The organism is Pseudarthrobacter raffinosi (assembly GCF_023913835.1).
Lineage (GTDB): Bacteria > Actinomycetota > Actinomycetes > Actinomycetales > Micrococcaceae > Arthrobacter > Arthrobacter raffinosi.
This window is the reverse complement of sequence record NZ_JAMXBG010000025.1, coordinates 1-26845: the sequence shown is the minus strand read 5'-3', so window position 1 is coordinate 26845 and position 26845 is coordinate 1. Positions and strand designations below refer to the sequence as shown.

22 protein-coding genes and 4 pseudogenes are annotated in these 26845 nt (G+C 66.5%); 17 read left to right on the top strand and 9 right to left on the bottom strand.

Features of this window, described 5'->3' with window-relative positions; all coding sequences use genetic code 11:
- Positions 1-178: 178 nt before the first annotated feature.
- The 3 genes and pseudogenes from NG697_RS18820 to NG697_RS18810 all read left to right on the top strand — a co-directional run bounded on the left by NG697_RS18820 (position 179) and on the right by NG697_RS18810 (position 3168).
- Positions 179-1066 carry a hypothetical protein gene (locus NG697_RS18820; protein WP_252599590.1) on the top strand — a complete coding sequence of 296 codons (888 nt, stop codon included), beginning with the start codon at positions 179-181 and terminating at the stop codon, positions 1064-1066.
- Positions 1067-1237: 171 nt separating this feature from the next.
- A pseudogene (locus tag NG697_RS18815) lies at positions 1238-2082 on the top strand (aldo/keto reductase).
- 81 nt (positions 2083-2163) lie between these two features.
- The gene (locus NG697_RS18810) at positions 2164-3168 is read left to right on the top strand and encodes an aldo/keto reductase family protein (RefSeq protein WP_252599592.1); all 1005 of its coding nucleotides are present in this window, start codon (positions 2164-2166) and stop codon (positions 3166-3168) included.
- Here the strand turns inward: NG697_RS18810 and NG697_RS18805 are convergent.
- The 4 genes and pseudogenes from NG697_RS18805 to NG697_RS18790 form a co-directional block, all read right to left on the bottom strand.
- Positions 3165-3674 carry an RpiB/LacA/LacB family sugar-phosphate isomerase gene (locus NG697_RS18805; RefSeq protein ID WP_305884358.1) on the bottom strand — a complete coding sequence of 170 codons (510 nt, stop codon included), beginning with the start codon at positions 3672-3674 and terminating at the stop codon, positions 3165-3167. The two genes, NG697_RS18810 and NG697_RS18805, sit on opposite strands and share 4 nt — an antisense overlap.
- Positions 3671-5415: pseudogene (locus NG697_RS18800) on the bottom strand (dihydroxyacetone kinase family protein). The gene NG697_RS18805 and the pseudogene NG697_RS18800 overlap by 4 nt, the downstream one beginning before the upstream one ends.
- 44 nt (positions 5416-5459) lie before the next feature.
- A complete protein-coding gene (locus NG697_RS18795; protein ID WP_252599593.1) occupies positions 5460-6236 on the bottom strand; it encodes an SDR family NAD(P)-dependent oxidoreductase in 777 nt (258 codons plus the stop codon).
- Positions 6237-6261: 25 nt separating this feature from the next.
- A complete protein-coding gene (locus tag NG697_RS18790; RefSeq protein ID WP_252614932.1) occupies positions 6262-7086 on the bottom strand; it encodes a sugar phosphate isomerase/epimerase family protein in 825 nt (274 codons plus the stop codon).
- A gap of 187 nt (positions 7087-7273) precedes the next feature.
- Between NG697_RS18790 and NG697_RS18785 the strand changes: the two genes are divergently transcribed.
- The 6 genes from NG697_RS18785 to NG697_RS18760 all read left to right on the top strand — a co-directional run bounded on the left by NG697_RS18785 (position 7274) and on the right by NG697_RS18760 (position 13361).
- Positions 7274-8611, top strand: coding sequence for an MFS transporter (locus NG697_RS18785; RefSeq protein ID WP_252614931.1), 1338 nt, complete (start codon positions 7274-7276; stop codon positions 8609-8611).
- 50 nt (positions 8612-8661) lie between these two features.
- Positions 8662-9528, top strand: a complete 867-nt coding sequence (locus tag NG697_RS18780) for a transketolase (protein WP_252614930.1) — start codon at positions 8662-8664, stop codon at positions 9526-9528.
- Positions 9525-10532, top strand: coding sequence for a transketolase family protein (locus NG697_RS18775; protein ID WP_252599597.1), 1008 nt, complete (start codon positions 9525-9527; stop codon positions 10530-10532). The genes NG697_RS18780 and NG697_RS18775 overlap by 4 nt, the downstream gene beginning before the upstream one ends.
- A 116-nt stretch (positions 10533-10648) precedes the next feature.
- Positions 10649-11302, top strand: coding sequence for a GntR family transcriptional regulator (locus NG697_RS18770; protein ID WP_252599698.1), 654 nt, complete (start codon positions 10649-10651; stop codon positions 11300-11302).
- A 99-nt stretch (positions 11303-11401) separates the two neighbouring features.
- Positions 11402-11788 (top strand): RNA-binding S4 domain-containing protein, encoded by a 387-nt coding sequence (locus NG697_RS18765; RefSeq protein WP_056342031.1) that lies wholly within the window; start codon positions 11402-11404, stop codon positions 11786-11788.
- Between the two features lie 109 nt (positions 11789-11897).
- On the top strand, positions 11898-13361 hold the full coding sequence (locus NG697_RS18760; protein WP_252614929.1) for an amidohydrolase: 1464 nt from the start codon (positions 11898-11900) through the stop codon (positions 13359-13361).
- On the opposite strand, the gene NG697_RS18755 is transcribed toward NG697_RS18760, so the two are convergent.
- Positions 13358-13864 (bottom strand): hypothetical protein, encoded by a 507-nt coding sequence (locus NG697_RS18755; protein ID WP_252599599.1) that lies wholly within the window; start codon positions 13862-13864, stop codon positions 13358-13360. The genes NG697_RS18760 and NG697_RS18755 overlap by 4 nt on opposite strands.
- Positions 13865-13982: 118 nt before the next feature.
- Between NG697_RS18755 and NG697_RS18750 the strand changes: the two genes are divergently transcribed.
- Positions 13983-14600, top strand: a complete 618-nt coding sequence (locus tag NG697_RS18750; protein ID WP_056342023.1) for a uracil-DNA glycosylase family protein — start codon at positions 13983-13985, stop codon at positions 14598-14600.
- Between the two features lie 34 nt (positions 14601-14634).
- Here the strand turns inward: NG697_RS18750 and NG697_RS18745 are convergent, their stop codons facing one another.
- The 4 genes and pseudogenes from NG697_RS18745 to NG697_RS21430 form a co-directional block, all read right to left on the bottom strand.
- Positions 14635-15879: a type II toxin-antitoxin system HipA family toxin gene (locus tag NG697_RS18745; RefSeq protein WP_252614928.1), complete on the bottom strand. Its 1245-nt coding sequence runs from the start codon at positions 15877-15879 to the stop codon at positions 14635-14637.
- Complete coding sequence (locus NG697_RS18740; protein ID WP_252599601.1) at positions 15876-16142, bottom strand: helix-turn-helix transcriptional regulator; 267 nt, start codon at positions 16140-16142, stop codon at positions 15876-15878. Before NG697_RS18740 ends, NG697_RS18745 begins: the two co-directional genes overlap by 4 nt.
- A gap of 146 nt (positions 16143-16288) precedes the next feature.
- Entirely contained in the window at positions 16289-18508 is a 2220-nt protein-coding gene (locus tag NG697_RS18735) for a PAS domain-containing hybrid sensor histidine kinase/response regulator (RefSeq protein ID WP_374209953.1), read from the bottom strand.
- A gap of 213 nt (positions 18509-18721) precedes the next feature.
- Positions 18722-19045, bottom strand: a pseudogene (locus NG697_RS21430) (PAS domain S-box protein); the annotation flags it as partial.
- Between the two features lie 285 nt (positions 19046-19330).
- Between NG697_RS21430 and NG697_RS18730 the strand changes: the two are divergent.
- The 7 genes and pseudogenes from NG697_RS18730 to NG697_RS18700 form a co-directional block, all read left to right on the top strand.
- Positions 19331-20065 (top strand): FadR/GntR family transcriptional regulator, encoded by a 735-nt coding sequence (locus NG697_RS18730; protein ID WP_252599602.1) that lies wholly within the window; start codon positions 19331-19333, stop codon positions 20063-20065.
- An 18-nt stretch (positions 20066-20083) separates the two neighbouring features.
- Positions 20084-21184 carry an asparaginase gene (locus NG697_RS18725; protein ID WP_374209952.1) on the top strand — a complete coding sequence of 367 codons (1101 nt, stop codon included), beginning with the start codon at positions 20084-20086 and terminating at the stop codon, positions 21182-21184.
- Positions 21185-21192: 8 nt separating this feature from the next.
- A complete protein-coding gene (locus NG697_RS18720) occupies positions 21193-22647 on the top strand; it encodes an aspartate ammonia-lyase (protein WP_252611120.1) in 1455 nt (484 codons plus the stop codon).
- 39 nt (positions 22648-22686) lie between these two features.
- Positions 22687-24222, top strand: a complete 1536-nt coding sequence (locus NG697_RS18715) for an amino acid permease (protein WP_252614927.1) — start codon at positions 22687-22689, stop codon at positions 24220-24222.
- A 180-nt stretch (positions 24223-24402) separates the two neighbouring features.
- Entirely contained in the window at positions 24403-24651 is a 249-nt protein-coding gene (locus NG697_RS18710) for an SCO4226 family nickel-binding protein (protein WP_252564463.1), read from the top strand.
- Positions 24652-24858: 207 nt separating this feature from the next.
- Positions 24859-26175 carry an ATP-binding protein gene (locus NG697_RS18705; protein ID WP_252599605.1) on the top strand — a complete coding sequence of 439 codons (1317 nt, stop codon included), beginning with the start codon at positions 24859-24861 and terminating at the stop codon, positions 26173-26175.
- 130 nt (positions 26176-26305) lie between these two features.
- A pseudogene (locus NG697_RS18700) lies at positions 26306-26845 on the top strand (DUF222 domain-containing protein); the annotation flags it as partial.

Sequence of the window (26845 nt, the reverse complement as noted above, 5' to 3'; positions counted from 1 at the left end):
TTCCGACTATAGGCCGCAGCCGGTGTTGTCATATCCGGTAACAGCTTCGAAACAACCTCGGACGAACCCCGCCCGGGAGCGGCAGGACCGAAAAATAGTCCGTAAGGTGGAGGAGGGCTGTTGCCCGTGGTAAAGAGTGCCGGGACGGACTCCGCCGCCGGCAGAGAGGAGAGATGACGTGGGAGATTCAACGACGATCGCTCTCAACCTGACTTTTTTCGGCACGCTCGGCCTGGCGCTCCTGATGTTCCTGGGCCTGTTCCTGCTGGTGGTCATCACCTTGCTGCTTGCCGGCGCCGGGCGGCTGTTTGTGCTGACCGTAATGGCCCTCTTTGGGCGGCTCCCCAAACACGAAACCCTCCCCCTGGTCCGCCTGACCGGGGAGTCCGTGCCGCCGTCGGGCGCCCCCGACGGAACGCACGACGACGGCGCTGCCGCCCCGTCTGCCGGCCAGCCGGCCCGCGCCGGGGTGCTGCGGGCAGCATTGGTGGCACGGGCCGGCGCCCCACGGACGACAACCGGCGCAGCCCTGTCCACGATGTTTGCCCACAGCGCGGCCGCCGTGGCCGCAGTGAGCGCGCCGGGCAGCTGGCGCAAAGCCCTTCAAGACGCCCGCACCTTCCTGAAACCCTCCGAACTCCGGCCCCGCTTCCACCATGCAGTGGAGCATCACCCGCTGCTCACCGCGGCCCGCAAGGAACCCCCGGTGCTCGCCGAGGACTGGGCTGCCGCGGTGGCCGAAGCAGATGCCCGGGCCATGGCGCGCGCCCGGGCGGCCGCCCCCGAAATCAAGATCTCGGTCCGCGATCTTCCCGGTCCCTCCGTTCCCGCGGCGAAGGTGGAAGCGGTGGCTCCGTTGGTGGAGTCAGCGCTGCACCAGGACAACCCTGCGCGGGACAATTCCAACCGCGACCCCAGCCGTGAGAGCGCCGGCCTTGGAGCCGCCCGCTCCTTCACGAAGCCGCCCACCCCCGCGCCCCTGTCCCTGCTGGACACCGGATCGCTGGTGTCGTTGTCCGGCCACGCGAACGTCCTCAAGGCCAAGCTGCCTGCCGACCGGAGCTGAGGACCGTGCGGCTCCCGGGCCGTCACAAACCGTCGCTGCCCCGGCCCGCGTTACCCCGTGCTACGAAAAGCGAAGCACTGTGGCATCTTCCTGCGGGCTGGCCCCGAATTTGTGTAGCGTCGTGACGATCCAGAGCAATCCGCGTGGGAAATCGATTGTGAGGAGCCGGGGATGAGCCTCAGCGAACTTCGCGTGTTCGGGCGGTCCGGCACGCCCATTAGCCCGCTCATACTGGGCACCATGAACTTTGGCTAAGGGTCGGGCGGCGCAGCCGGCGGCCTCCAGGCAGGCGGCGCCCCCACCGGCGCGGATGAAAGCATCCGCATCATCCAGACCGGATCGATCTGTACCAGGCGCACCGGCCGGACTACAACACCGACGTGCTCGAGACCATCACCGCCCTGAACGACCTCATCCGGCAGGGAAAGATCCTCTACTACGGCACCTCGGTGTTCACCCCGGCGCAGCTCGTGGAGGCCCAATGGCTGGCCACCACCAACCACCTGATCCCGCCCGTAGCCAACCAGGTCCCCTATTCGATGCTGGTCCGCGGCAACGAACGCGATGTCCTGCCCGTTGCGCAGCAGTACGGCCTGGGTGTACTCGCCTACGGTCCGCTGGCCGGGGGCTGGTTGTCCGGCGAGTTCGTCCTCGATGCCGGGAAACCGCCAACCCGAGTGCACTCACTTCCGGGACGCTCCGACATTTCCGGGCCGTCCAGCGAGCGGAAGCTGCTGGCTGCGGACGCGCTGGCCCGGCTGGCCGACAAGCTGGAAATCTCGCTCGTGGAACTGTCCATCGGGTTCGCGCTGAACCACCCCGCCGTCAGCAGTGTGATCATCGGCCCGCGCACCGAGGACCATCTCAAGGCCTATCTCAAGGCCGCGGACACCCTCCTGGGGGAGTCCGTGCTGGACGCGATCGACGAACTGGTGCCGCCTGGGACCAACTTCGTGGAGCGCGACGCCGGGGCGATAGTGCCGTCCCTGGAGTACGCGGAACTCCGCCGCCGCTGATCGCGGGGGGCGGCCGCAACGCCGTCGTGCGTTTGCGGAAAGCCCTTTCCCTCAATAACTTTCTCCGCTAGCGTGGAAACCATGGAATTCAGATACCTCGGAAACAGCGGCCTCAAAGTCTCGGAAATCACGTTCGGCAACTGGCTGACGCACGGCTCACAGGTGGAGAACGACGTCGCCACCCAGTGCGTGCGGGCCGCGCTCGACGCCGGCATCAGCACCTTTGACACGGCGGACGTCTACGCCAACACAGCAGCGGAAACAGTCCTCGGCGAGGCACTGAAGGGCGAACGCCGGGAGTCCCTGGAGATCTTCACCAAGGTCTTCGGCCCCACCGGCCCCAAGGGCAAAAACGATCTGGGCCTGTCCCGCAAGCACATCATGGAGTCGATCAACGGCTCGCTCAGCCGGCTCCAGACGGACTACGTGGACCTCTACCAGGCCCACCGGTACGACTTCGAAACGCCGCTGGAAGAGACCATGCAGGCGTTCGCGGACATTGTCCGCCAAGGCAAGGCGCTGTACATCGGCGTCAGCGAGTGGACCGCGGAGCAGCTCCGCGAGGGCCATGCCCTGTCCAGGCAACTGGGTTTCCAGCTGATCTCCAACCAGCCGCAGTACTCCATGCTGTGGCGCGTCATCGAGGCCGAGGTTGTGCCGGCGTCGGAGGAGCTGGGCGTATCCCAGATCGTCTGGTCCCCCATGGCGCAGGGTGTGCTGAGCGGAAAGTACCTGCCCGGCCAGCCTGCGCCCGAAGGCAGCCGCGCCACGGATGACAAGGGCGGCGCCAGGATGATCCAGCGCTGGATGCGTGACGACGTCCTCGCCGGTGTCCAGGACCTCAAGCCGATCGCCGCGGAAGCCGGGCTCACCATGCCCCAACTCGCGGTTGCCTGGGTGCTGCAGAACCCGAACGTGGCCTCCGCCATCGTCGGGGCGTCGCGCCCTGAGCAGCTCGCAGACACCGTGGCCGCTGCGGGTGTGACGCTGGAGCCTGAGGTCCTGAAGAAGATCGACGACGCCATCGGCTCACTCGCGGAACGCGATCCGGCGCAGACCAAGTCCCCCGCCACCCGGGAAGCCTAGGAGCAGCCCTCGAAGTCCGTGAGCACCTTGACCTTGTCCGCCGAGGCCGAGCTGGGGTCGAACGTGTAGCCGATCCATTCTCGGGCCAGCCTGCTGGCCAGTTCCACTCCCACAACGCGCTGCCCCATGGCGAGGACCTGGCAGTCATTGGACAGTACGGACCGCTCCACGGACAACGAATCATGGGCCGTCGTGGCGCGGATTCCGTCCACCTTGTTGGCGGCAATCGCCACACCGATTCCCGTCCCGCAGAACAGAATGGCACGGTCGGCACGCCCGTCGCGGATCAGCTCTCCCGCCGCAATACCAACGTACGGGTAGGGCCTGACGAAGTCCGCCGGGGCGTCGCTCCGGTTGACCCCGATGTCGATGATTTCGCTGATCCTCGGGTCGTCCTGCAGGTCGGCCAGGATGCGGTTTTTGTAGTCGACGCCGGCCTCATCGGCGCCCAGGACCAGACGCAGTCCCGGGGTTGCTGGAGTGGGGGTTGCTGGGTCCATGGTCATGAAAGTGCCCTTGCGGTCTGGTTGGATGTGATGCGTGATTGACTGGAGCCGGGCTGGCCCGAACCTGCCAGGAAGGGCCCCATGACCGTGAAAATCATGGCGAGGGACGTGGCTCCGGGGTCCGGCGTGCCCAGGCTCTTCTCCGCCAGTGGCCGCGCCCGTCCCTTCAGTGGGCGGAGTGCGGCCGTGGCCTCGGCCGCCGCCACAGCGTCAAGGGCCGCGGAGGCCCAGGCCTGACGCGGTTCTGCACCCTCCTGCACCAGCCGGGTGAAGGCTTCCGTGAACGGCAGGAGCGCATCCACCATTGTCTTGTCGCCCGGTCCGGCCTTCCCCAGGTCAGTGATTCTGGCAGCGAAGGCGCTCATTCCGGCCGCCAGTTCCTCGGCGCCAGGGACCCTCTGGTCCCCCAAGGATTCGCCCAACGCCCGCAGCCCCGCACCCCATAGAACTCCGGAGGTGCCGCCGGCCTTGTCTGCCCAGGCGTCACCGGGGCGACCAGGACCGAGCCCGCCCCGGCACCTCGGGTACCGGCCGCGGCGCCTGCTGTGGCGGCGGCGTCGATCCCGCGGACCATTCCGCGGCCGTGGTCACCGTCGCCGGCCACGGCATCGAGGTCCCCCAGCCGCGACTCGGCCGCATGCAGCGATTGGCGGACGGCTTCGAGCGCCGCAACGCACTGGACGGCGTAGGTGCGGGAGTCGGCGTCGGACGTTTCCTCGCCGGAGGCGTCCCCTGACTGAACGGCGGTAGTTCCTCGGCGGTACGCAGGGGTTTCCGCGGGCGCCGTCCAGAGCGGTTCCAGCTCCGCATCCAGCCAGGTGATGGTGAGGGAGACGCCGGACATGTCGAGGCTGGTGACGAGCTCGCCCACCTCGGGCTTCACCAGCGTGTAGCCGGCGTCCCGCAGGAGCGGGGCCACGGTCAGCCAGAGGACAAAGAGCTCCTCGTGCTTGGTGGACCCCAGCCCATTGAGGATCACCGCGAGCCGGTCGCCGGCGCCGGGCGGGGTTTCGGCCAGCAGCCGGGCCACAAATTCCTGGCCGAGTTCCTTGGCGGACGGCAAATCGGTGTCGAACAGGCCGGGTTCGCCGTGGATTCCCAGGCCGAGGCCCATCTGCTTGTCCGGGAGCGTAAACAGCGGGGCGTCGGCGCCGGGAAACGTGCAGCCGTGGAAAGCGCTGCCGATGGTCCTCGTCAGGCTGTTGGCCTTCCGGCCCAGGCGGACGACGACGGCCAGGTCAGCGCCCGCCTCAGCTGCAGCGCCCATGATCTTGAAGACCGTGAAGTCACCGGCGATGCCGCGGCGTTTGTCGGATTCCGACGGCGGTGCGCTGGCGATGTCGTCGGTGACCAGGACGTTCTCGACCTGGATCCCTTCGGCGGCGAGGCGTTCGCTGGCCATGCCGAAGTTCATCACGTCCCCGGCGTAGTTGCCGTAGGTGAAGATGACGCCGGCGCCCGAATCCGCGGACTTGGCCACGGCGTAGGCCTGCTGCGCCGAAGGCGACGTGAAGATGTTGCCCACCACGGCGCCGTCGGCCAGTCCGGTGCCGATCAGCCCGGCGAACGCCGGGTAGTGTCCGGAACCGCCGCCGGCGAGGACCGCCACTTTGGGCTCGGCGGGGCGGTGGCGCCGCACGGCGCCGCCGGGGACCTGACGCACCAGCCCGGAATGGATGTCGCAGAATCCGGCCAGGGCCTCTTCTGCGAATTCGGAGGGATTGTTGAAAATCTTGGTCATGGTGGGCTCTCTGACGTGGACTTAGTCTTCTGGGTGGAGCGCTGTTAGTGGATGTGGCTTCCGCCGTTGATGTCGATGGTGGTTCCGGTGAGGTACGCGGATTCCTCGGAGGACAGGAACGTGATGACGGCCGCGATCTCTTCGGTCGTGGCGTTCCGCCCCAGGGGGATGCCGGCGTTGATGGCGGCTTCCTGCTCGTCGGTGCTGCCCACCCGGATGTTGGTATCCACGGCGCCGGGCGTGATGGCGTTCACGGTGACGCCGGTGGCGCCAATTTCGCGGGCCAGCGCCTTGGTCAGGCCCAGGATCGCGGCCTTCGCGGCGGAGTAGGGGACCTTGCCGAACACGCCGCCGCCGCGCTGGGCGGAGACCGAGGACATGTTGACGATCCTGCCCCAGCCGTTCTCGATCATGTCCGGCAGGAACGCCTTGGTCACCAGGTAGGTGCCGGTGGCGTTGACGTCCATCACCTTGTGCCAGAGCTCCAGCGTGGTCTCCAGGAACGGGACCGGGGAGGTGATGCCGGCGATGTTGGCGAGGGCTCCGACCGGGGGCAGGATGCCGGCAATGATCTCCGCCTTGACCGCCGCGTAGGCGGTGTTGACGGAGCTTTCGTTGGCGACGTCGATCTCGTGGCCGAAGGCAGGCACGTTGAATTCATTGCCGATGTCGGCGGCGACCTTGGCGGACTTCTCGCCATCGAGGTCCAGGATCACCACCGCCCAGCCCTTGCTGGCGTAGCGGCGGGCCGTGGTGATGCCGATGCCCCGGTCCGAGGTTGCCCCGGTGAGGACGGCGGTGCGCTGGATGGCGGTGTTCATGATGCTCCTTGGATGGTGTGTTGTGTCAGATGAGGTCGGTGATGTAGCTGGCAGCCTTGGCGGCGGCCGCGGGGCCTTCGTCGTGCGTGACGTCGCTGGTTTCGAGCTCGAGGGAGAAGTGGCCGGTGTAGCCGCTCGCCGCGAGGCCGCTGAGCCCGGCGGCGAAGTCTGCCTGGCCGTTGCCGATGCTGAGGTTGATGTTGCCGGGCACGGCATCGCGGAGGTGGACGTGGGAGATCCGGCCCTCGTGGCGGGAGAGGTACTCCAGCGGATCTTCGCCGGCGGCGACAATATGGCTGAAGTCCATAACAATTCCGACGCCGGTATCCGCCAGCCGCCCGGCCAGCAGTTCCGCGCGTTCCAGGTTCCAGCAGAACCTCAGGAAGTGCAGGGATTCGGTCCAGAGCTCGACACCGAACTCCGCCGCCCGATGTCCGGCATGGATCAGGTGGGCGGCAATTTGGTCCAGGTCCTCGTCGACGCTCCGAACCGGTTCGTGGCTCAGCGCCCCGCACGGAAGGACCAGCGCCTTCGCCCCGGTGTTGGCGGCGAGCGTGAGCAGCGCCTCGAGGTGCCGTTCGCGGGAAACCTGCTGGCCGTCGTCGAGCACTACGTTGAGGTCGCCGATATCTCCGTTGACGGAACGGACGCGCAGCCCGGAAGCGGCAACTTCCGCAGTCACAGCGGTGACGGCCGCGTCATCGAGGTTGTACGGGACGTGGTCGCACACCCCCGGGAGGGCGCCGAGATCGATTTCGTCGAAGCCCAGGCCGCTGATGGTCCGCAGAGCGGCCGGCAGGTCTTGGTGCCTGAAGCTGATGGACGAGCAGCCGAGTCGGGAATTGAACATCGTCGTTGATCCTCTGAACGAGTGGGTGGTGATGTGAATCACTGTAGATGATTTCATTGTTGACAGTCAACCTCAAACATTGACTGTTGACATTGACGCATGATGCGGGTCACACTGGCATATCATTTGTTAACAGTCGACAGCGACGGTGCGGAAGCGTTCCTCGCTCTTCGAAAGGGATTCAGCAATGAGCAATGAGGCTCTCAAAATGCGCGGTCACGTGCATGGCACAAAGGACGCAAAGCGCGTCGCAATCGGGTCCGGCGTTGGCGCCGTTATCGAGACGTATGACTTCATCGGCTTCGGCACCGCGGCTGCACTGTACTTCGGCACGGCGTTCTTCCCCACCGGCGATCCGGTGACGGGCACGCTGGCAGCCTTCGCCACCCTCGGCGTCGGCTTCGCCGCCCGCCCCATCGGCGGCATCATCGGCGGCCACCTGGGCGACAAGGTAGGCCGCAAGCCCGTCCTGGTGGCCTCCCTGATCCTCATGGGCGTCGCCACGTTCCTCATCGGCCTCCTGCCCACGTACGAGCAGGTTGGTCTGCTCGCTCCGGCCCTGCTCGTCTTCGTCCGCGTGGTCCAGGGCCTCGCCTTCGGCGCTGAATGGGGCGGCGCCATCCTGATGAGCTACGAACACGCGCCCTGGAAGTCCAAAGGCAAGTACACCGGCATCGTCCAGGCCGGTTTCCCCGTTGGACTCCTCCTGGCGAACCTCGTCTTCCTGGTCAGCGTGAACCTGGGCGGCGAACTTGCCTGGCGCGTCCCGTTCCTGGCCAGCATCGTGCTGGTGGCCGTTGGCCTGATCATCCGCTCGAAGGTCCCGGAGTCCCCGGTCTTCGACGAGGTCAAGGAGAGCGGCTCCATCGTCAAGAACCCCATCATGGAGGTCATCAAGACGGACTGGCGAAGCATCGTCCGAGGCATCGGCCTGCGTATTGCGGAGACCGCCGGCTACGCCGTGTCCATCACATACATGATTTCCTACCTCCACACCCAGCAGCTGGCTGACAAGACCCAGACCCTGGTGGCCCTCTGCATCGCCTCGGCCATCGGCATCTTCGCCACCATGGCCTGGGCCCGGCTCACGGACAGGATCGGCCGCCGGCCCCTATACATCTGGTCCACAGCCTTCGCCGTGCTGTTCGGCATCCCCATGTTCCTGCTGGTGAACACCGGAATGTTCATCTTCGTGATCGCCACCATTGTGATCTCCTACGCCGTCTGCCAGAACTCCCTTGCCGGGGCCCAGGGCGCGTGGTTCCCTGAACTGTTCCAGGCCAAGACCCGCTCCTCCGGTGCCTCGCTTGCCTACCAGATCTCGGCCATGGTCTCCGGGTTCACGCCCTTCGTCACCACCCTGCTCTTCGTTTCCTCGGGCTGGATGGGTCCTGCGATCCTCTTCAGCTTCTACGCGGCCATCGGCCTGTGGGCCGCCTTGGTCACCCGGGAGACCTGGGGCAAGCGCGAGCGCCAGCTCGCGGATGAGGCCACCAAAAGCACGCCCCAGTCGGTGAGCGCATGATGACCGTGACTCACGAACTGAACACGCACGAACTCCCCCAGAAGGAACGAATGTCACACGAAACCGATTCAGAACGCCTCGAACGCGTCAGCGCCGCGGCGTTCCGGATCCGGCACCATGCCCTGAACATGGGCGAGGTGCAGGGCCAGGGCTACGTGGGTCAGGCTCTCGGCGCCGCCGACATGCTGGCCGCCGTGTACTCGGACCAGCTCCGTTTCCGCGCCGAGGACCCCGAATGGGAGGCCCGGGACCGGTTCCTGCTCTCCACCGGGCACTATGCAATCGGACACTACGCGGCCCTCGCCGAAGCCGGCACCATCCCCGTGACCGAACTCGAAACGTACGGCTCGGACGATTCCCGCCTGCCGATGTCCGGGATGTCCACCTACACCCCCGGCATGGAAATCTCCGGCGGATCCCTGGGCCACGGCCTCCCCATCGCCGTCGGCATGGCCCTGGGCCTGCGCTACCAAGGCTCTTCGGCCAGGATCTATAACTTCCTCTCCGACGGCGAACTCGACGAAGGCTCCACCTGGGAAGCGGCCATGGGCGCCCACCACCACCAGCTCGGCAACCTCACCGCCATGGTGGACATCAACGCCCTCCAGGCCGACGGCAAAACCGACAACGTCCTCCGCACCGAACCCGTCACCGAGAAGTGGGAAGCATTCGGCTGGTACACCCAGCGCATCGACGGCTACAACATCGCCGCGCTGCTCGCAGCGTTCGACAACGCAGCCGCCCAGGCCGCCGCCGTCGGACGTCCCTCCGTGATCCTTTGCGACACGAAGGTGGGCCGCGGCGTCCCGCTGCTGGAGGAGCGCGAAAAGGCGCACTTCATGCGCATCGAAGAACACGAATGGAAGACGTGCCGCGAACAGCTGACCGCCGGCTACGAAGGAAAGGACGCCCTATGAGCGCCGCAGCTGTTTCCACGGGACCCGCACCGAAATTGAAGACGTCGGCAATGATCGCGTCCTTCGCCGACCCCGGCCAGAAAACTGCCTCCGCACCGTTCGGGCATGCGCTCGTCAAAGCCGCGCAGGAGAACGACAAGATTGTCGGCCTCACGGCGGACCTCGGCAAATACACCGACATGCACATCTTCGCCCAGGCGTACCCCGAACGGTTCTTCCAGATGGGCATGGCCGAACAGCTCCTCTTCGGCGCCGCCGCAGGCATGGCCGAAACCGGGCTCATCCCGTTCGCCTCCACCTACTCCGTGTTCGCCGCACGCCGCGCCTACGACTTCCTCTGCCTCGACAGCGCCGAACCCAACCTGAATGTCAACATCGTCGGCGGGCTCCCGGGCCTTACCACCGGCTACGGACCCAGCCATCAGGCCACCGAGGACATGGCCATCTTCCGCGGCATGCCCAACCTAACCATCGTGGACCCCTGCGACTCGATCGACATCGAACAGGCCGTCCCCCAACTCGCCGCCAGCGACGGACCCACCTACCTGCGCCTGCTCCGCGGCAACGTGCCCACGGTCCTGGACGAATACGACTACACCTTCGAGCTCGGCAAAGCCAAGGTTTTGCGCGGCGGCAACGACGTTGTCTTCATCTCCTCCGGGCTGATGACCATGCGCGCCCTGCAGGCAGCGAAAGCCCTCGCGGCACACAACGTGGACGTCGCCGTCGTCCACACACCCACCATCAAACCGTTCGACGCCGCCACCGTCCTGGCCGAAATCAACACCGACCGCCTCGCCGTGACGCTGGAAAACCACAGCGTGATCGGAGGCCTCTTCGAAACGGTTGCGTCCGCCATCGTCACCGCCGGACTTGGCAAACGCGTGGTGCCGGTGGCGCTGCCGGACCAGTTCCTCGACGCCGGCGCGCTCCCGACGCTCCACGACCGCTACGGACTCACGGTCCAGAAGATCGTGGCAAAAGTGCTCGCCGAGCTGAAGTAGAAGCGTTTCGCCGGAAGCGCGGGGCCGCACCAGCTGGCGCCGCGCTTCTGGCGTACCATCGACAGTTAACACATCGACTGTAGACAGTTGACCACTAACATTGAGGAAGTACCATGATGGCCGGAGCAACGCTGCTGGGACTGCAAAAGAAGAGCCTTCGCGAGCAGGCCCTCTCGGCACTGCGCGCCGCCATCACCAGCGGCGAGCTGGAACCGGGGCGGCATCTGGTGGAAACCGAGCTGTCGGAAATGCTCCAGATCAGCCGCGGCACGTTGCGGGAAGCGCTGCGCCAACTCGAACAGGAAGGCCTCCTCTCCCCCGGGCCCCGGGGCCGGCTTTCCGTCCGGCACCTGGATGAGAAGGAAATCCGCGACATCTACTCCGTCCGGGCAGCACTTGAATCCCTGGCGGCCCGCACCCTGTGCGAACTCCCGGACCGGGAGCACGTCATCACCTCGCTGCGGGCCGCCATCGAAGCCATGGCCGCCGCAGAGAAGGCCAGCCTGCAGGAACGCATCGAATCGGATCTGGAATTCCATCGGACCCTGTGCCGCCTGACCGGCAACGAAACCCTGCTGCATTCCTGGGAGTCGCTGGAAGGGTCCATCCGCATGTCCATCATGTTCGCGGGCCGGGACAAGGGTGTGAAGAACATGAGCGTGGACCGGCACTACGACATCGTCACCGCCATCGAGACCGGAGACGCCTCGCTGGCCCGGAACACAATCCGCGAGCACATGGACACCGCTGCCGCGAACCTTGTGGCGTAGGGCAGCGGACTTAGAACAGCCCGGGCAGCCTGCCGCTCGCGGCTGTGTATTTTCCGGGAGGGACCGTAGGAGACCGACGCCGTATACTCGGTGCCAGCCATGACCATCCTTCCGTCCTCCCCCGCCAGCGTCCGCATTGATGCGTGGCTGTGGGCGATCCGCGCCTACAAGACACGCTCTGCCGCCACCGCGTCGTGCCGGGCCGGGCACGTGCGGCTGAACGGAAGCCCGGCCAAAGCCTCGGCCACTCTGGTCACGGGCGACACCGTCACCGTGCGGATGTCCGGCTTCGAACGCACCCTCGAAGTCCGCCGCCTGATCGCCAAACGCGTCGGCGCAGAGGTGGCTTCGCACTGCTTCACCGACCACACGCCGCCAAGGCCGGTGGCGCCGGCACTGGGCCTCCCGCAGCGCGACCGTGGCGCGGGACGTCCCACCAAGAAGGACCGCCGCGAGATGGAACGGCTCAAGGGCCCCGCAACCTAGGCCCTCGAGGCCGGCAGCGTCGGTACGTGGAGACTGCTGCGAAACCCTTCATCAATGTTCCCGTCGGGTCAGAGTCCTGCTCCGCGACTGAGCTATCAGAATTGAAACTGTGAACAACATCGTCCTGACCTCCGTCCGACAGCCCGGCGAGGACACAGTCTCGGACCTTTACATCGTTGACGGCGTGGTGACCCGGATCAGTGCCGGCGCCGGGATCCCGGGCGACGCCCGCGTGGTCAGCCTGGACGGGCGCTACGTCATTCCGGGGCTCTGGGACGAGCACGTCCACATGACCCAGTGGGCGCTGCATTCAAGCAGGCTGGACCTGTCCGCCGCCGCATCCGCGCGAGAGGCGGCGGCCGACGTCGGACTTTCTGTTCGCGACGCCGATCCTTCGGTCACCACGGTGGGGGTGGGCTTCCGCGACGCCCTGTGGGCGGACGTCCCCACCCTGGAAATGCTCGACGCCGCCACCGGCAGCCAGGCCACCGCCCTGATCAGCCACGACCTGCATTCTGTCTGGCTGAACAGCGCTGCCGCCCGGCGGTTTGGGGTGGAGGTTGACGCCGGCGGCCTGCTGCGGGAGGAACCTGCTTTTGCGCTGACCCGTGAGCTGGGCCAACTTCCGGACTCAGTGGTGGACGGCTGGGTCCGCGATGCCGCAGAAGCAGCATCCGCCCGGGGCATTGTGGGCGTCGTTGATTTTGAAATGACCTGGAACCGTGACGTCTGGCTGCGCCGCTTTGCCGGTGGATTCAACAGCCTGAGGGTGGACGCCGGTGTCTACCCGGAGGACCTGGAGCGGGCCCGCCACGACGGCATGCGCACGGGCCTGGAGCTCGACGGCGGCAAGGGGCTCCTGCGCGCCGGCCCGCTGAAGGTGCTCGTTGACGGTTCGCTGAACACCCGGACGGCGTTTTGTGTGGATCCCTACCCCGACGGCGGCTACGGGCTGCTGACTGTCAACGTTGATGACTTGTTGTCCCTGCTTAGCCGGGCGCGGGAGTACGGCTTTGTCCCGGCGGTCCATGCGATCGGGGATGGCGCCAACCAGGTGGCGCTGGATGCCTTCGAGCGAGCAGGGATCGGCGGCCGGATTGAACACGCGCAGTTTGTCCGGACGGAGGATTTGGCCCGCTTTGGGCGTCTGGGGGTTACGGCAAGCGTGCAGCCGGTGCATGCACTGGATGACCGCGACGCCGCGGAGGCCAACTGGGGCGGCCGCACGCAGCGGGCGTTTCCGCTGAGGTCGCTGCTCAACGCCGGAGCCACGTTGGCGCTGGGTTCGGACGCGCCGGTTGCGCCGCTGGATCCTTGGGCTGCGATGTCCGCGGCCAGCACCCGGTCCCGGCAGGACACCCGCGGGCCGTGGCATCCCCAGGAATGCATCAGCCGACGGCAGGCACTTGCCGCTTCAGCTAGGGGCCGGAGCCGGCTCCGGGCCGGGGACCCGGCGGACCTGGTGGTGCTCGACGCCGATCCGCTGGCCTCGCCGGACCCGGAATTCGCCGCCATGCCGGTTGCGGCAACGCTGGTGGCCGGCCGCTTCACGTACGACGGCGGCCTGGCTTAGTTCCGCACCTTGGCCTGCACGAGATTCGCGAACGGCAGCCGGCCATGCTCCGCAATAAAGGCTGCGTGATACGCGGCCTCGGCTTGGTTTACTTCTTCGGCGGGCACCTCTTTCCACGCCATGATGAGTTCATCCGTGTGGATCAGCTGCCAGATGAGGCGGCCGTCCCAATGCCCCGGCGGCCTGCCCCGCCCAAAATCCAGGAACTCCTTGATCTGATTCCGAAGGCCGCGGTTGCCCTTGCTTCCCGGCCCGGCTTTGCCAAGGTAGAGAATGTCGGCGCCGTCCACCCATTCCGCCCATATGGCGTCCGCCGGCAGAGTGGGATTCTTTTTCTTGAAGGTCCCGGCGGTGCTGATCTTCAGGAAGTGCGGCTCGAACTCATTCGGCCGAAGAACGGCGAACACCCCGGTGCCCTGCGGAACCCTGATGATCTCAAGGCTGTCGAAGCTCCGGAAGCCGGCAAAGCCGTCGGACTTGAGCGTTTTCCTGTTCATCATCATGACGTTACCCGGCCAGGCGCCGGTCCGGAGCAAACTTGCACTGCGCACCCATACGCCCAAAAGCGTAGAGTGGGTTAAGACGCCTGTTTCTGGACGCCGTGCTGCTGAGGGAGAGATCGTGACGATTGACTGGGACGAAAAAAAGGCCCTGCTACAGGAACCAAACATCGCGGCGGTAACGCAGCTCTGCGATGAACTGATGGAAAAGAAGCCAGGGTCCGTCGTCCCCTACATCGACCCCGTGCACGACGAGGACGAATGCCGGATCGTCAGCCTCCACGTCAGTCCGGGCAAGGGCACCGAATCCGGCTTCGTCTCCCATTTCAACGACGACGAAGCCGCCCGCCGCGCCACCCAGATTTACGAACTTGCCGAGCTTGATCCGCGCTATGTGATGCCGTGGAACGCGTACCCGTGGGTGCGGGATCCGGAGCTTCCGTCGGCGCTGAACGTCCAGGAGAAGACTGACGGCCTGCGGCCCTTTCGGCAGTTCCTGAAGATCAACCGCCGTGTCTCCGCAGTCATCGCCCACGGCACGGACGCTTCCACGTTCCTCACCCTCTTCGAGAAGACCTACCATTCTTCCCTGAAGAACAGCGGCATCAAGATCTACAAGGCCAGCGCGCTCGGCGGGCGGGCCTTTGCTGTTTCCGAAGCAAAACAGGAGGATCTCCTCGCCAAAAGCGTGGACGTCTACAAGGACGCCATGCAGCGGGCAGGCATCCAGCACCTCTAACCAACGCACGACGGCGGCAGTCACCGCGGGTGCCTCAGCCTTCCAGCAGCCTCCGCCGGTGTTTCAGCTCCTTCACCCACGCCCTGGTGACCATGCCCGGGAACGGCGAGCCGCCGTCGTCGTTCTTCTCCGGACCTCCGAGCCCGGCGAACGCGGTACCTGCCTCCAGGTCGGCGATCAGCGGACCTGACGCCTTCAGGGCGAGCTCCATCACCTGGGCTGCCGTGCGGTCACTCAGTCCCAGGTCCTTGGCCCAGCCAAGAAAGTGCCGGCGCGAGATCCCGCTCCGCTTCCCGTTCAGCGTCAGCGCAAGGGTCTTGTCCCCGTAGACCACGGTGGAGGGAATGTCGTAGACCGGGGCGATGGTCCACTCGCCATGCGGCTGCTGGACCATGGAAACGTTCTTGGCGTGCAGGTCCCCGTTGCCGCTCAGCCACGCAAACGCCCCCTGGACCGCCAGGTTCCGGAGGGCCGGGAGCGGCGCCGAGCAGTAGTCTGCCAATGCGTGGCAGACCTGGCCATAAGCCACGTTGTACTTGTCTGCCGGGTAGAGCTTCAGCACCTGGGCGCCGTCCTCCACCGACAGCCGCTGGACGTCGTCGGCTCCGCCGCCGGGGATGGGCACCCTGTCGAAACGTTCAACCAGAAGCCCGGGCCGGCCCGCGATGTCCCGGATCAGCTGGACCCGGCTCAGCGGAATCCGCAATTTGGCCGCGTACCGGAACATCACCAGCTCGTTTTCCACCACATGCGGGAACTCGGGCGCGTTGAGTTTGAGGATGAAGCGTTTGCCCGCGCTGGCCACGGGCAGTGAGATCATCCCGGCAGAGAGTTTGTCCTGCACGCCCGCCAGCGCAACGGGGTCGATCAGGTCCGGATCGCCCAGGAGGTGGTCGAAGTCCACCGGCAGCTTGGGGTCCAGCTGGACAGCATGCTCGTCGGGATCCAGCGGCTCTCCGTGCCCCACGATCTGGACGTCGCCCACCGAGTTGCCGCCGGCCGCGATGAGCAGCGACAGGTCATCGTCCGCGCTGGTCTTGATGGACCGCCGCAGGGCGTTGAGCCGGCGGCCCTCCGGCAGCAGCCCGGTGAAATAGGGCGGTGCAGCCCCCGCCGCTGAATCGACGGGCGCGGCGGTGAGCGGCAGGGAACTGGCGACGGCGGGTCCCCCGGACGCGAGGTACGCCGGCAGATAGCTGAACCGGGTGCCGCCGTCGTGCCGTTCGAGCCGGGCAGCCAGCACCCCGGCCTTGTAGATGTCGGCGACGCGGTGCTTCATGGGTTTGTTTCTTGGGCCTTGCCGTGGCCGGCAAGGGCGCGGGCGGCGCGGCTGGCCCGGGCGGCTAGCCGGAGCTCCAGGCCCAGGGTTTCCAGCACGGCGGTGAGTGAGTCCAGCTGGATGCTGGGCTTGCCCTGCTCAACGAAGCGGACAAAGCGCTCGGAGACCCCGGCCATGTCGGCGAGATCCTGCTGCGTGAGGCCTAAAGCTGCCCGGCGCGTCCGGACTTCACCTGCGAGCCGGTCCCCGAATGCATTCGCCATGGGCATCTCCAATAGGTACGATCGTGCCGTTCTAGCTGTGTTCTGATTCTAGACCGGCAACTCGCTCCAGCATAGAGAAAAATCGGAACGAACGTACCGTGCCTATAATCACGAGGGAACCTTCCCCTGCTCCGACGACGTGGACTTTACGGTGTCGGCGGAAGTGCCTGGTTTAGCGCCGTCGGATCCACCGCTGGCGCTTCCCCCGCCAGCCGCGGGGCCGGCGGAACCCATCGGTCGAGGGTCGCCTCCAGGGCGGCGGAGTCGACGGGTTTGGTGAGGTAGTCGTCCATGCCGGCAGCGAGGCACCGCTCACGGTCTTCGTCCAGGGCGCCTGCCGTCATAGCAATGATGGGCAGATGCCCCGTCACCTCCCCCTTGCGGATGGTCCTGGTGGCCTCAATACCGTCCATCACCGGCATGTGGCAGTCCATGAGCACGGCCGCGTAGGAGACGGCTGCAATGGCCGAGACGGCTTCCGCCCCGTCGGGCACAACGTCAACCAGGTAGCCCAGTCTTTTCACCATCTCCCGGGCAACGAGCTGGTTCACCTCGTTGTCCTCCACTACCAGTACGCGTCCCCGGGAAGGGATGCTCTGCTTCTCCGGCACACCACGGGCCGAAAGCCGTTCGGCCACCTGCGTTCCTCCCCTCAGCCGCAGAAGACGGTCGTAGAGTTCAGAACTGCGCACCGGTTTCATCAACCATTCACGGACACCCGCAGCTGCCAGCTCAGCCGGATCCATCTGCGGCGTTGACGTCAGCATAATCAGGGAGGTAGGAGCCAGAACTCCGTCGGCGCTGATGGCCCGCGCCAGCTCCAGCCCGTCCATCTCCGGCATGCACATATCCAGTACGACGACGTCGAAGGGCCGTCCGGCGAAGGCCGCATCCCGGCACCGGTCCAGGGCAGCGCGCGCATCGCCGACGGTGTCCGGGTCCATGTTCCACGTCCTGAGCTGGGACTCCAGCACCAGCCTGTTGGTCGCGTTGTCATCCACAACCAGGACCCTGACTCCGGTCAGCAGATCCGGGAAGCGGACCGCCGCCTCGTCGATGCCCCCGGCGTCCACCGCGGGCTGCAACGGGAGCACAATCCAGAAGGTGCTGCCCTCACCTGGAGCGCTGGTCAGCCCGATTTCCCCGCCCATCATTTCGGTCAGCCGCCGCGAGATCGCCAGCCCCAAACCGCTCCCGCCGTACCGGCGCGTGGTGGAGGAATCGGCCTGGGAAAAGGACTCGAACAGGCGCAGATGATCTTCTGGCTCAACTCCGATCCCGGTGTCACGGACTTCAAACCGCACCGCAGGCCCACGGGGATGAAGGTCAACGGGCTGCACGCGAACGGACACTTCCCCGGTCGGCGTGAACTTTACGGCGTTGGAGGCAAGATTGAGCAGGACCTGCCGGATGCGTCCGACGTCTCCGGACAGCTGCGCCGGCACCTCCGGGCGGCAGTAGGCGATGAGTTCCAGTCCTTTGGCGCGGGCGGACTCGCTCACCAGGCCCGCCACCTCCTCCACCAGAAGCCGCGGATCAAAGGCTGCGATGTCCAGATCGACCTTCCCGGCCTCCAGCTTGGACAGATCCAAGATGTCGTTGATCAGGGCCAGCAGCACCTCGCCCGCGCCCCTCACCCCTTCGGCATACCGGCGCTGCGTCTCATCCAGCGGGGTCTCCAGCAACAAAGCGGTCAGGCCGATGACGCCGTTCATCGGTGTCCGGATCTCATGGCTCATCGTCGCCAGGAATTCGGACTTCAACCGGCTCGATTCAAGCGCCGCCTCCCGCGCAGCCAGGAGCTCTGCCGCTGCGAGCCGTTGTCCGGTGACGTCGCGGACAATCTGCGCCATCCCGCGCACGCCCCCGCCTTCGGCCCGGATGGGTGAAATAGTCACGGAAACGGGGACCGTCGTCCCGTCTTTGCGCACGCGCTCCGCCTCGAAACTCCGCGCTACACCGCGCTCCCGGACATCAGCGAGCAACGCCTCCTCGCTCAGGCGGAGATGATCCGGAATCAGGAACTGGACGTCCCGGCCTGCCACCTCGTCCGCACCATACCCGTACAGCCGTTCGGCGCCCTGATTCCAGCTGGTGATCACACCCTCCGGGGTGATGCCGATGATCGCGTCGACAGAGGAACTAACGATCGCGCCGAGACCCTCCAGCTCTGCGATGGCGTCACGGGCCCGGTCCTGTGCACGCCGGCGGGCCGTGATATCACGGAAGCTCCAGACCCGGCCGACAATGTCATCCCCCACCCGTTGGGGCCGGGAGTAGCGCTCAAACGTCCGGCCATCACGGAATTCCAGCACATCCAGGCTCTCCGCTCCCGGATCGGCATACAGCTCTTGGACCTTGCGCATGAAGCTGCCCGGATCGGAGAGCTGGTCCAGGACGAAACCGATCAGTTTGCCGTCGTCATGGGAATCCAGCAGATCCGCCGGGATGCCCCACAACGCGGCGAACCGTTCATTGGAACCGGCAATCCTCCCGTCGGCAGTCACCACCAGGATGCCGTCGGCGGTGGATTCCAGGGTGGCGCCGAGCAGCGAAAGGGCATCCCGCAGCTCGCTGTCGGTGCGGCGGCGTTCGCTCACGTCCCGGACGGAGGCGACGATGTCCGCGCCCGGACCGTCCCCGAGAGCGGCGGCGCTGATTTCGATGGGGAACTCGGTCCCGTCGCGGTGCACGCCGAACAGGCCCAGGCCGGTCCCCATCCGGAGTATCCGCTGCCCGGAGGCGAAATCATCACTGGTGCCGGCAAACTGGCCTTCGAACTGCTGGGGCAGGAGCATCCCGTAATGCCTGTCCAGCAACTCGTCCCGCCGGTAACCAAAGAGCTGTTCCGTCTGGTTATTGACGAAGACAATAGAACCGTCCGCACCGACCCTTAGCAGTGCATCCGGCGCCGCCTAGACCAGCTCCTGGTAGAAATCCGCATGATCGTTTCCCTTGACTGCCTGTTCCATTTCAGCCCCCAACAAACGTCGACGGCCTTCGCCGCCGCGCACCCGGTCGGCCGGACGGGCCTCCCCACACACAGCTTATCCGCCAGCCCCGGATGCGCCCTAGAGGCTGGACAGCGACGTCGCTCCCGCGGCCCCTGATCCTGGAGTCAGCCTGCGCCGTGAAACCCCGTCCCGTGCCCGATTGACAGCCCGTGTGACCCGTGCCATATTTTAAGCATGAACCTGTCAGACAGCCGGATAGCAGGACAGCCTGCGGAATCCCCCGGCGAGCAGTCCCTCCGAGCCCAGCCCTTGGCCCGGCTCAGCGCTGCCGAAGCGGTGTTCAACGCCATCCGCGCCGACATCGAGTCCGGCAGGGCGGCCGTGGGCGGCAAGCTCAGCTCCGAAGCCACCCTCGCCCAGCAGTACGGGGTCAGCCGCTCCGTCATCCGCGAGGCCCTCCGTTCCTGCACCGCCCTGGGCCTCACCGTCACCAAAACCGGCAAGGGCACCTTCGTGGTGGCCGACAAGGTGGCCAATGACCTAACGCTGGGCCAATACTCCGCCCGGGACCTCACCGAAGCCCGGCCGCACATCGAGGTACCCGCCGCCGGACTCGCCGCCCAGCGCCGCACCGACGAACAGCTGGAAACGCTCCGGCACATCGTGGACGCCATGACCGCGGAAACAGACCCCGAATCCTGGGTTTCCCTGGACTCCAGCTTCCACGCCGCCATCGCCCGCGCCAGCCGCAACAGGGTGTTCGCCAGCGTGGTCGGGGACATCCGGGGCGCCCTGGCGCACCAGTCCGAAACGCTCAACATGGTAGCGGACCGCCAGCACGCCTCGGACGTGGAACACCAGCGGATCCTCGCCGCCATCGAGGCCGGCTCCGCGGACGAAGCCAGCGCCGCCATGGCCGCGCACCTGCACGCCGTGGGCGTCGCGCTCGATTCCATCCTCAACCAGTAACCGCCACCCAAGGACCCCATGCCAGCCCCTGCCATTCCCGCTGCCCTGCCGGCTCCCTTCGACGCAATGGACGGCCAGTTATCCAGCGGTCTCCCGCAGCACGCCGCCCTGGCCGTGGCCACCCGCGACCGCCTGGTGGAGAGCATCCACTACGGCTCGGTCATCGCCACCGCGCCGGACGGCTCCACCCTGGCAGCGGCCGGCGATCCGCTGGCCCCCTTCTACCCGCGCTCCTCGCTCAAGCCGCTGCAGGCCGTGGCCCTGGTCCGTGCCGGCCTGGACCTCCCGGCCGGCCTCCTGGCGCTGACCGCGGCCAGCCACTCCGGCGCCGCCAGGCACCGCGACGGGGCCCTGCGCATCCTTGAACTCCACGGCCTGGCCCCCAGCGACCTGGAGAACAGCACCGACCTCCCGTACGGCGCCACCGAGCGCGAGGAATGGCTGCGTTCCGGCGGGCACGCCACCCGGCTCACGCAGAACTGCTCCGGCAAGCACGCCGCCATGGCCGCCACCTGCGTCATCAACGGCTGGCCGGTCAAGGGCTACCTGGACCCGTCCCATCCGCTGCAGCAGCTGATCGCCAGCACCGTCGCCGAGCTGACCGGCGAGGCGCCGCTGGCCCTCAGCACGGACGGCTGCGGCACCCCGCTCTTCGCCCTGACCCTCCGGGGCATGGCCCGCGCGTTCGGGCGCATCGCCGCCGCCAGCAACAGCGCCGCCGGCAACACCGCCAACAGCACCTCCGACGGCGGCGGGCACGCGCCACTGACCGCGGAAGCCGCCGTCGGCCTGGCCATGCAGCAGCACCCCGACATGGTGGCCGGTGAGCGCCGGGACGTCACCGAACTGATGCGCCTGTCCCCCGGCATAGTGGCGAAGGACGGCTTTGAAGGCGTGCAGCTGGTGGGCCTGCCGGACGGCCGCGCCATCGCGGTAAAGATCTCCGACGGCGGCGACCGCGCCAGGATGCCCGTCACCGTCCGCATGCTGGAGGCGCTCGGCGTGGACACCGCGCCGCTCGCAGGGATCGGCACCGCGCCCGTCCTGGGAGGCGGCCATCGGGTCGGCCTGCTGCAGGCCACCGATTTCCTGTCCACGCCCGTCAACGAAGCCCTGTGAGGACCCCCATGACCACTGCCAACAAGGCCACCACGTCAGCCGCCGGCACCAACGCGGCCGGCACCTCGGCCGCAACCCGCTCCGAGCATGACCTGCTGGGCGACCGTGACCTCCCCGCCGCAGCCTACTGGGGTGTCCACACGCTCCGCGCCGTGGAAAACTTCCCCATCACCGGGCAGCCGCTGTCCTCCAACATGCACCTGGTCCGGGGACTGGCCGCCGTGAAGCTTGCCGCCGCCCGCACCAACCGCGAACTGGGACTGCTGGACGCCGAACGCGGCCAGGCGATCGAGCAGGCGTGCACCGACGTGATGAACGGCCAGCTCAGCGACCAGTTTGTGGTGGACGTGATCCAGGGCGGCGCCGGGACGTCGTCGAACATGAACGCGAACGAGGTCATCGCCAACCGCGCCCTCGAAATCCTCGGCCACCCCAAAGGCGAATACGCCCGCCTGCACCCCAACGACCACGTCAACCTCAGCCAGTCCACCAACGACGTCTACCCCACCGCCGTGAAACTGGGCACCATCTTCGCCGGCCGGGAACTGCTGGACGCACTGGCCGAACTCGAAGAGGCCTTCGCCGCCAAAGCACTGGAATTCCGCACCGTGGTGAAGATGGGCCGCACCCAGCTGCAGGACGCCGTCCCCATGACGCTGGGCCAGGAGTTCGGCACCTACGCCATCACCATCGGCGAGGACCGGCTGCGCCTGGCCGAGGCGGAGCTGCTCATCCACGAAATCAACCTCGGCGCCACCGCCATCGGCACTGGCCTGAACGCCCCCGCCGGCTATGCCGAGGCAGCCTGCCGGCACCTGGCCGAGGTCACCGGCCTCCCCCTGGTCACCGCCGTCGACCTCATCGAAGCCACCCAGGACGTGGGCGCCTTCGTGCACCTCTCCGGCGTGCTCAAGCGCGTGGCCGTGAAACTCTCCAAGATCTGCAACGACCTCCGCCTGCTCTCCTCCGGCCCGCGCGCCGGCTTCGGCGAGATCAATTTGCCGGCCGTCCAGTCCGGCTCCTCCATCATGCCCGGCAAGATCAACCCGGTAATCCCCGAAGTGGTCAGCCAGGTGGCCTACGAGGTCATCGGCAACGACGTCACCATCACCATGGCCGCCGAAGCCGGGCAGCTCCAACTCAACGCCTTCGAACCCATCATCGTCCACAGCCTCCACAAGAGCATCTCCCACCTGGAAGCCGCCTGCCGCACCCTCACGGCACGCTGCGTCCGGGACATCACCGCCAACACCGAACACCTCCGCATCACCGTGGAACAGTCAATCGGCCTGGTCACAGCCCTCAACCCCCACCTCGGCTACACCACCGCCACCGCCATCGCCCAGGAGGCTCTCGCCACCGGCAAGGGTGTGGCCGAACTCGTGCTCGAGCATGGCCTGCTAACCGCCGCCCAGCTCCAGGAACTCCTCAGTCCTGAGCGCCTGGCGAATCTCAGCAAATAGTCCCTACCCGCCCGCCCAACCACCCCCAAAGGACACCGCATGACAACTCCCCAACAGGACACTGCCCAAAAGCAGGTCGTCACGGACCACACGGTGCCGCCCCAGGCGCACGCCTCTGAATCGGCCCTGCACGCGGAGGATAAGGGCTACCACAAGAACCTCAAGCCGCGGCAGATCCAGATGATCGCCATCGGCGGCGCGATCGGCACCGGCCTGTTCCTCGGCGCCGGCGGCCGCCTCAACGCCGCCGGCCCGTCACTCGTCATCGCCTACGCCGTCTGCGGCTTCTTCGCGTTCCTTATCCTGCGCGCCCTCGGCGAACTGGTCCTGCACCGCCCGTCGTCGGGCTCGTTCGTCTCCTACGCCCGCGAATTCTTCGGCGAGAAAGCCGCGTTCGTCTCCGGCTGGTTCTACTGGATCAACTGGGCCACCACCACCATCGTGGACATCACCGCCGCCGCACTCTACATGAACTTCTTCGGCAACTACATCCCCTGGATGGCCGCCGTCCCGCAGTGGGCCTGGGCCCTCATCGCCCTGCTGGTGGTCCTCGCCCTGAACCTCGTCTCCGTCAAGGTGTTCGGCGAGATGGAATTCTGGTTCGCCATCATCAAGGTCGCCGCCCTCGTGGTCTTCCTCGTGGTGGGCACCTACTTCGTCATCTTCGGCACCCCCGTCGACGGCCAGCCCGTGGGCCTCAGCCTCCTCTCGGACAACGGCGGTATCTTCCCCAACGGCCTGCTCCCCATGATCATCCTGATGCAAGGCGTCCTGTTCGCCTACGCCTCCATCGAACTCGTCGGCACCGCCGCCGGCGAAACCGAAAACCCGGAAAAGATCATGCCCAAGGCCATCAACTCCGTAGTCTTCCGGATCGCGGTCTTCTACGTCGGCTCCGTCATCCTCCTCGCCCTCCTGCTGCCCTACACCTCCTACGAAAAGGGCGTCAGCCCGTTCGTGACATTCTTCGGCTCCATCGGCATCCAGGGCGTGGACGTCATCATGAACCTGGTGGTCCTCACCGCCGCGCTCTCCTCCCTCAACGCCGGCCTATACTCCACCGGCCGCATACTCCGGTCCATGTCCGTCAACGGCTCCGCCCCGAAATTCGCGGGCCGCATGAACAAAGCCGGCGTCCCCTACGGCGGCATCGCCATCACCGCCGGCGTCTCCCTCCTCGGCGTCCCGCTGAACTACCTCGTCCCCGCACAGGCCTTCGAAATCGTGCTGAACGTCGCATCCGTGGGCATCGTCATGACCTGGGCAACCATTGTGCTCTGCCAGATCCAGCTCCAACGCTGGGCGAACAAAGGCTGGCTCAAACGCCCCTCCTTCCGGATGTTCGGCGCCCCGTACACCGGCTACCTCTCACTGCTCTTCCTCGTCAGCGTCCTGGTGATGGTCTTCATCGACTCACCCCTCACCATGCTCGTCACCGCCATCGCCTCCGCACTCATGGTCGTCGGCTGGTACGCCTGCCGCCAACGAATCCGTGAGATCGCCGAAACCCGCGAAGGCTTCACCGGCACCGCCCCCGTCATCGCCAACCCGCCCGCGGAGACCTTCAAGAAGTAACGCCCTGCCGGCCAGCTGGCCGTGACGTCCGACGGCGGCACCTGGGTTCTGTTTCCACGGAACCCGGGTGCCGCCGCCGTCGTCACTTCCGCAGTCCTCTTGACGCCTGACAGGCGCAGGTCTAACGTCGGCCGCATCCTGCTGTTTCAACGTCGAACCCAGTTAAGGAGCATCAGTATCATGCCGGAATTCATGGACGTTCATCGCAACATGGTCGGAATCACCCAGGAAGCTTTGCAAGCAGCCCACGACGCCGATCTCGCCATTCAAAGCGACGAGAGCGTTGACTTCAAATCTGCCTGGGCAGATCCCGAGTCAGGTTTGGTTTACTGCCTGTCCGAGGCCCCCTCAGAGGAAGCTGTACGGCGTATCCACGAGCGCGCGGGCCACCCCGCCGACGAGGTCCACCCCGTTCCGATCAAGGTCTGATCAGGCAGCAGAGTACGACGGCGGCACCTGGGTTCTGTGGACACGGAACCCAGGTGCCGCCGTCGTACTTTTTGTAATGCAACGCTCCCGCAACCCTTCGCCGAGGGCTGATCGCCTATGCTCAGCAGAGCGCCTCACAGCGCCTTTTGCAGTTCGACGACGAAGCTCAATGACCCGTTCAATGACGAACCACCCGGGAGACACGGCATGACCAACTGGCGCATCAGGGATTTCCATTCAGCAGACCTGGACGGGATCCTGCACCTCTGGGAGTCGCTCAAGGCCACTGATGTGGAGCCCGTCTATGCCCTCTCCGAGGTGCTGGCATCCTGCGAGAAAGACCACGCGGTGGTGGCGGTGCAGGGCGATCAGGTGGTGGGCGCCGCCGTCGGACGCGCCGCGCATGACCAGGGCTGGATCGTCTTCCTGGCCACTCTCCCTGAATATCGCGGGCGCGGGATCGGCACGTCACTGCTCGCCGCCGTCGAAAACCGCATGGCCCCGCATGGGCTCAACAAGCTCTCCGCGCTGATGCCGGAAGCGGAGACCCGGGTGGAGGCGTTCCTCAGCCGCGGCTTCGCGCTCAAGAAGAACCTGCGTTATTTCGAGCGGACCATCCCCGTCCAGCGTCAGGAGCTCGGCGCGTTGGGCCAGTTGGGCGGCCGGATCCTAGCCCGGGACTTGTGGGAGAACGTGGCCGGCATGCGCAAGGAAAAGGAACTCCTGGAGCGCCGGCTGGTCCTGCCCCTCGCGGAGGCCGACCTCGCCGATGAATACGGTGTGGTGCCGCCGCGTGCCGTGGTGCTGTTCGGTCCTCCCGGCACCGGCAAGACCACGTTTGCGAAGGCCATCGCGTCCCGGCTCGAGTGGCCGTTCGTGGAGGTTTTCCCGTCCCGTCTGGCCTCAGATCCCAAGGGCCTCGCCGGCGCCCTGCGCGAAACATTCCTCGAGATCGCGGAGCTGGAGCACTGCGTGGTGTTCATCGACGAGGTGGAAGAGATCGCCTCCCAGCGCTCGGGTGAACCGCCGTCGCCCCTGCAGGGCGTCACCAACGAGCTCCTGAAGATCATCCCGGCGTTCCGCGAACAGCCCGGCCGCCTGCTGGTTTGCGCCACGAACTTCATCCGCGCGCTGGACACCGCCTTCCTGCGCCACGGCCGGTTCGACTACGTCATCCCCATCGGCCTCCCGGACCGCCAGGCCCGCGAAGCCATGTGGCAGCGCTTCATCCCGGCCGCCGTGGTGGACGATGTGGATGTGGAGCTCCTGGTGGAACGGACCGAGGGCTTCTCCCCAGCGGACATTGAGTACGCCGCCCGCAGCGCCTCCCAGCGCGCGCTGGAAAAGGCAGTGTACGACGACGGCGGCGCGGCTTCCGCGGGCAGCGTTTCAGTCCGCGAGGCGGTCCGGAAGGGGCCTTGCACCGAGGACTACCTCGACGCGATCGGCGATACCCGGACCACCGTGAGCCAGGAGGTCCACGAGCAGTTCCTCGAGGACATCGACGCACTGGGGCGGGTCTAGACCCAATGCCATTTACTTTGTGATTTTGGGTGTTTTTTTGAGTGGCCAGTTGGACATGATGTCAGCGGAGTTTTCCACATAGGGACTCACCCGCGCGGTCTTTGTCAGACCCTGCTGGGATGCTTTGAGTATGGGTAGCAGAGCAGCTGTGGCGACGGCGGAGGCCCTTTCGACGTCTTTCGCAGGGCTGGCTGTTGTGATCAGTGAAGGTGCCGAAGCCTCCGGTCCCTGGGAGGCTGATCCGTTGCGCCGGGTGGTGGGTGGTTTCCTGGACGGGCTGGCCGAGATCTCGCGGTTGGACGCGAAAAGTGCCGCCCTGAAGGCCTGGCTGGCTGCCGGTTACGGCGCCGCTGCCGAGGCCCTGGCGGGTCCGGCCGAGTCGCCGCAGGACCACACAGGTCAGGAGATGGCTGTCGTCGCTGAGGTCGCTTGCGCCCTGACGGTGAGTGAACGCAGTGCCGGTGCCCTGCTCGCCGAATCCCACGTACTGACCACGGCCTTGCCGCTGACGTTCGCGGCATTGCAGGCCGGGACGATTTCGTGGCAGCACGCCCGGATCATGGTCGCCGAAACCACCAACCTTGACCTCACCGGGGCGCAGGCGTTGGAGGCACATTTCCTGGACCCCTTCGTCGTGAATCCGGCACGTGGCCGCGCCGGTGAGCTCATC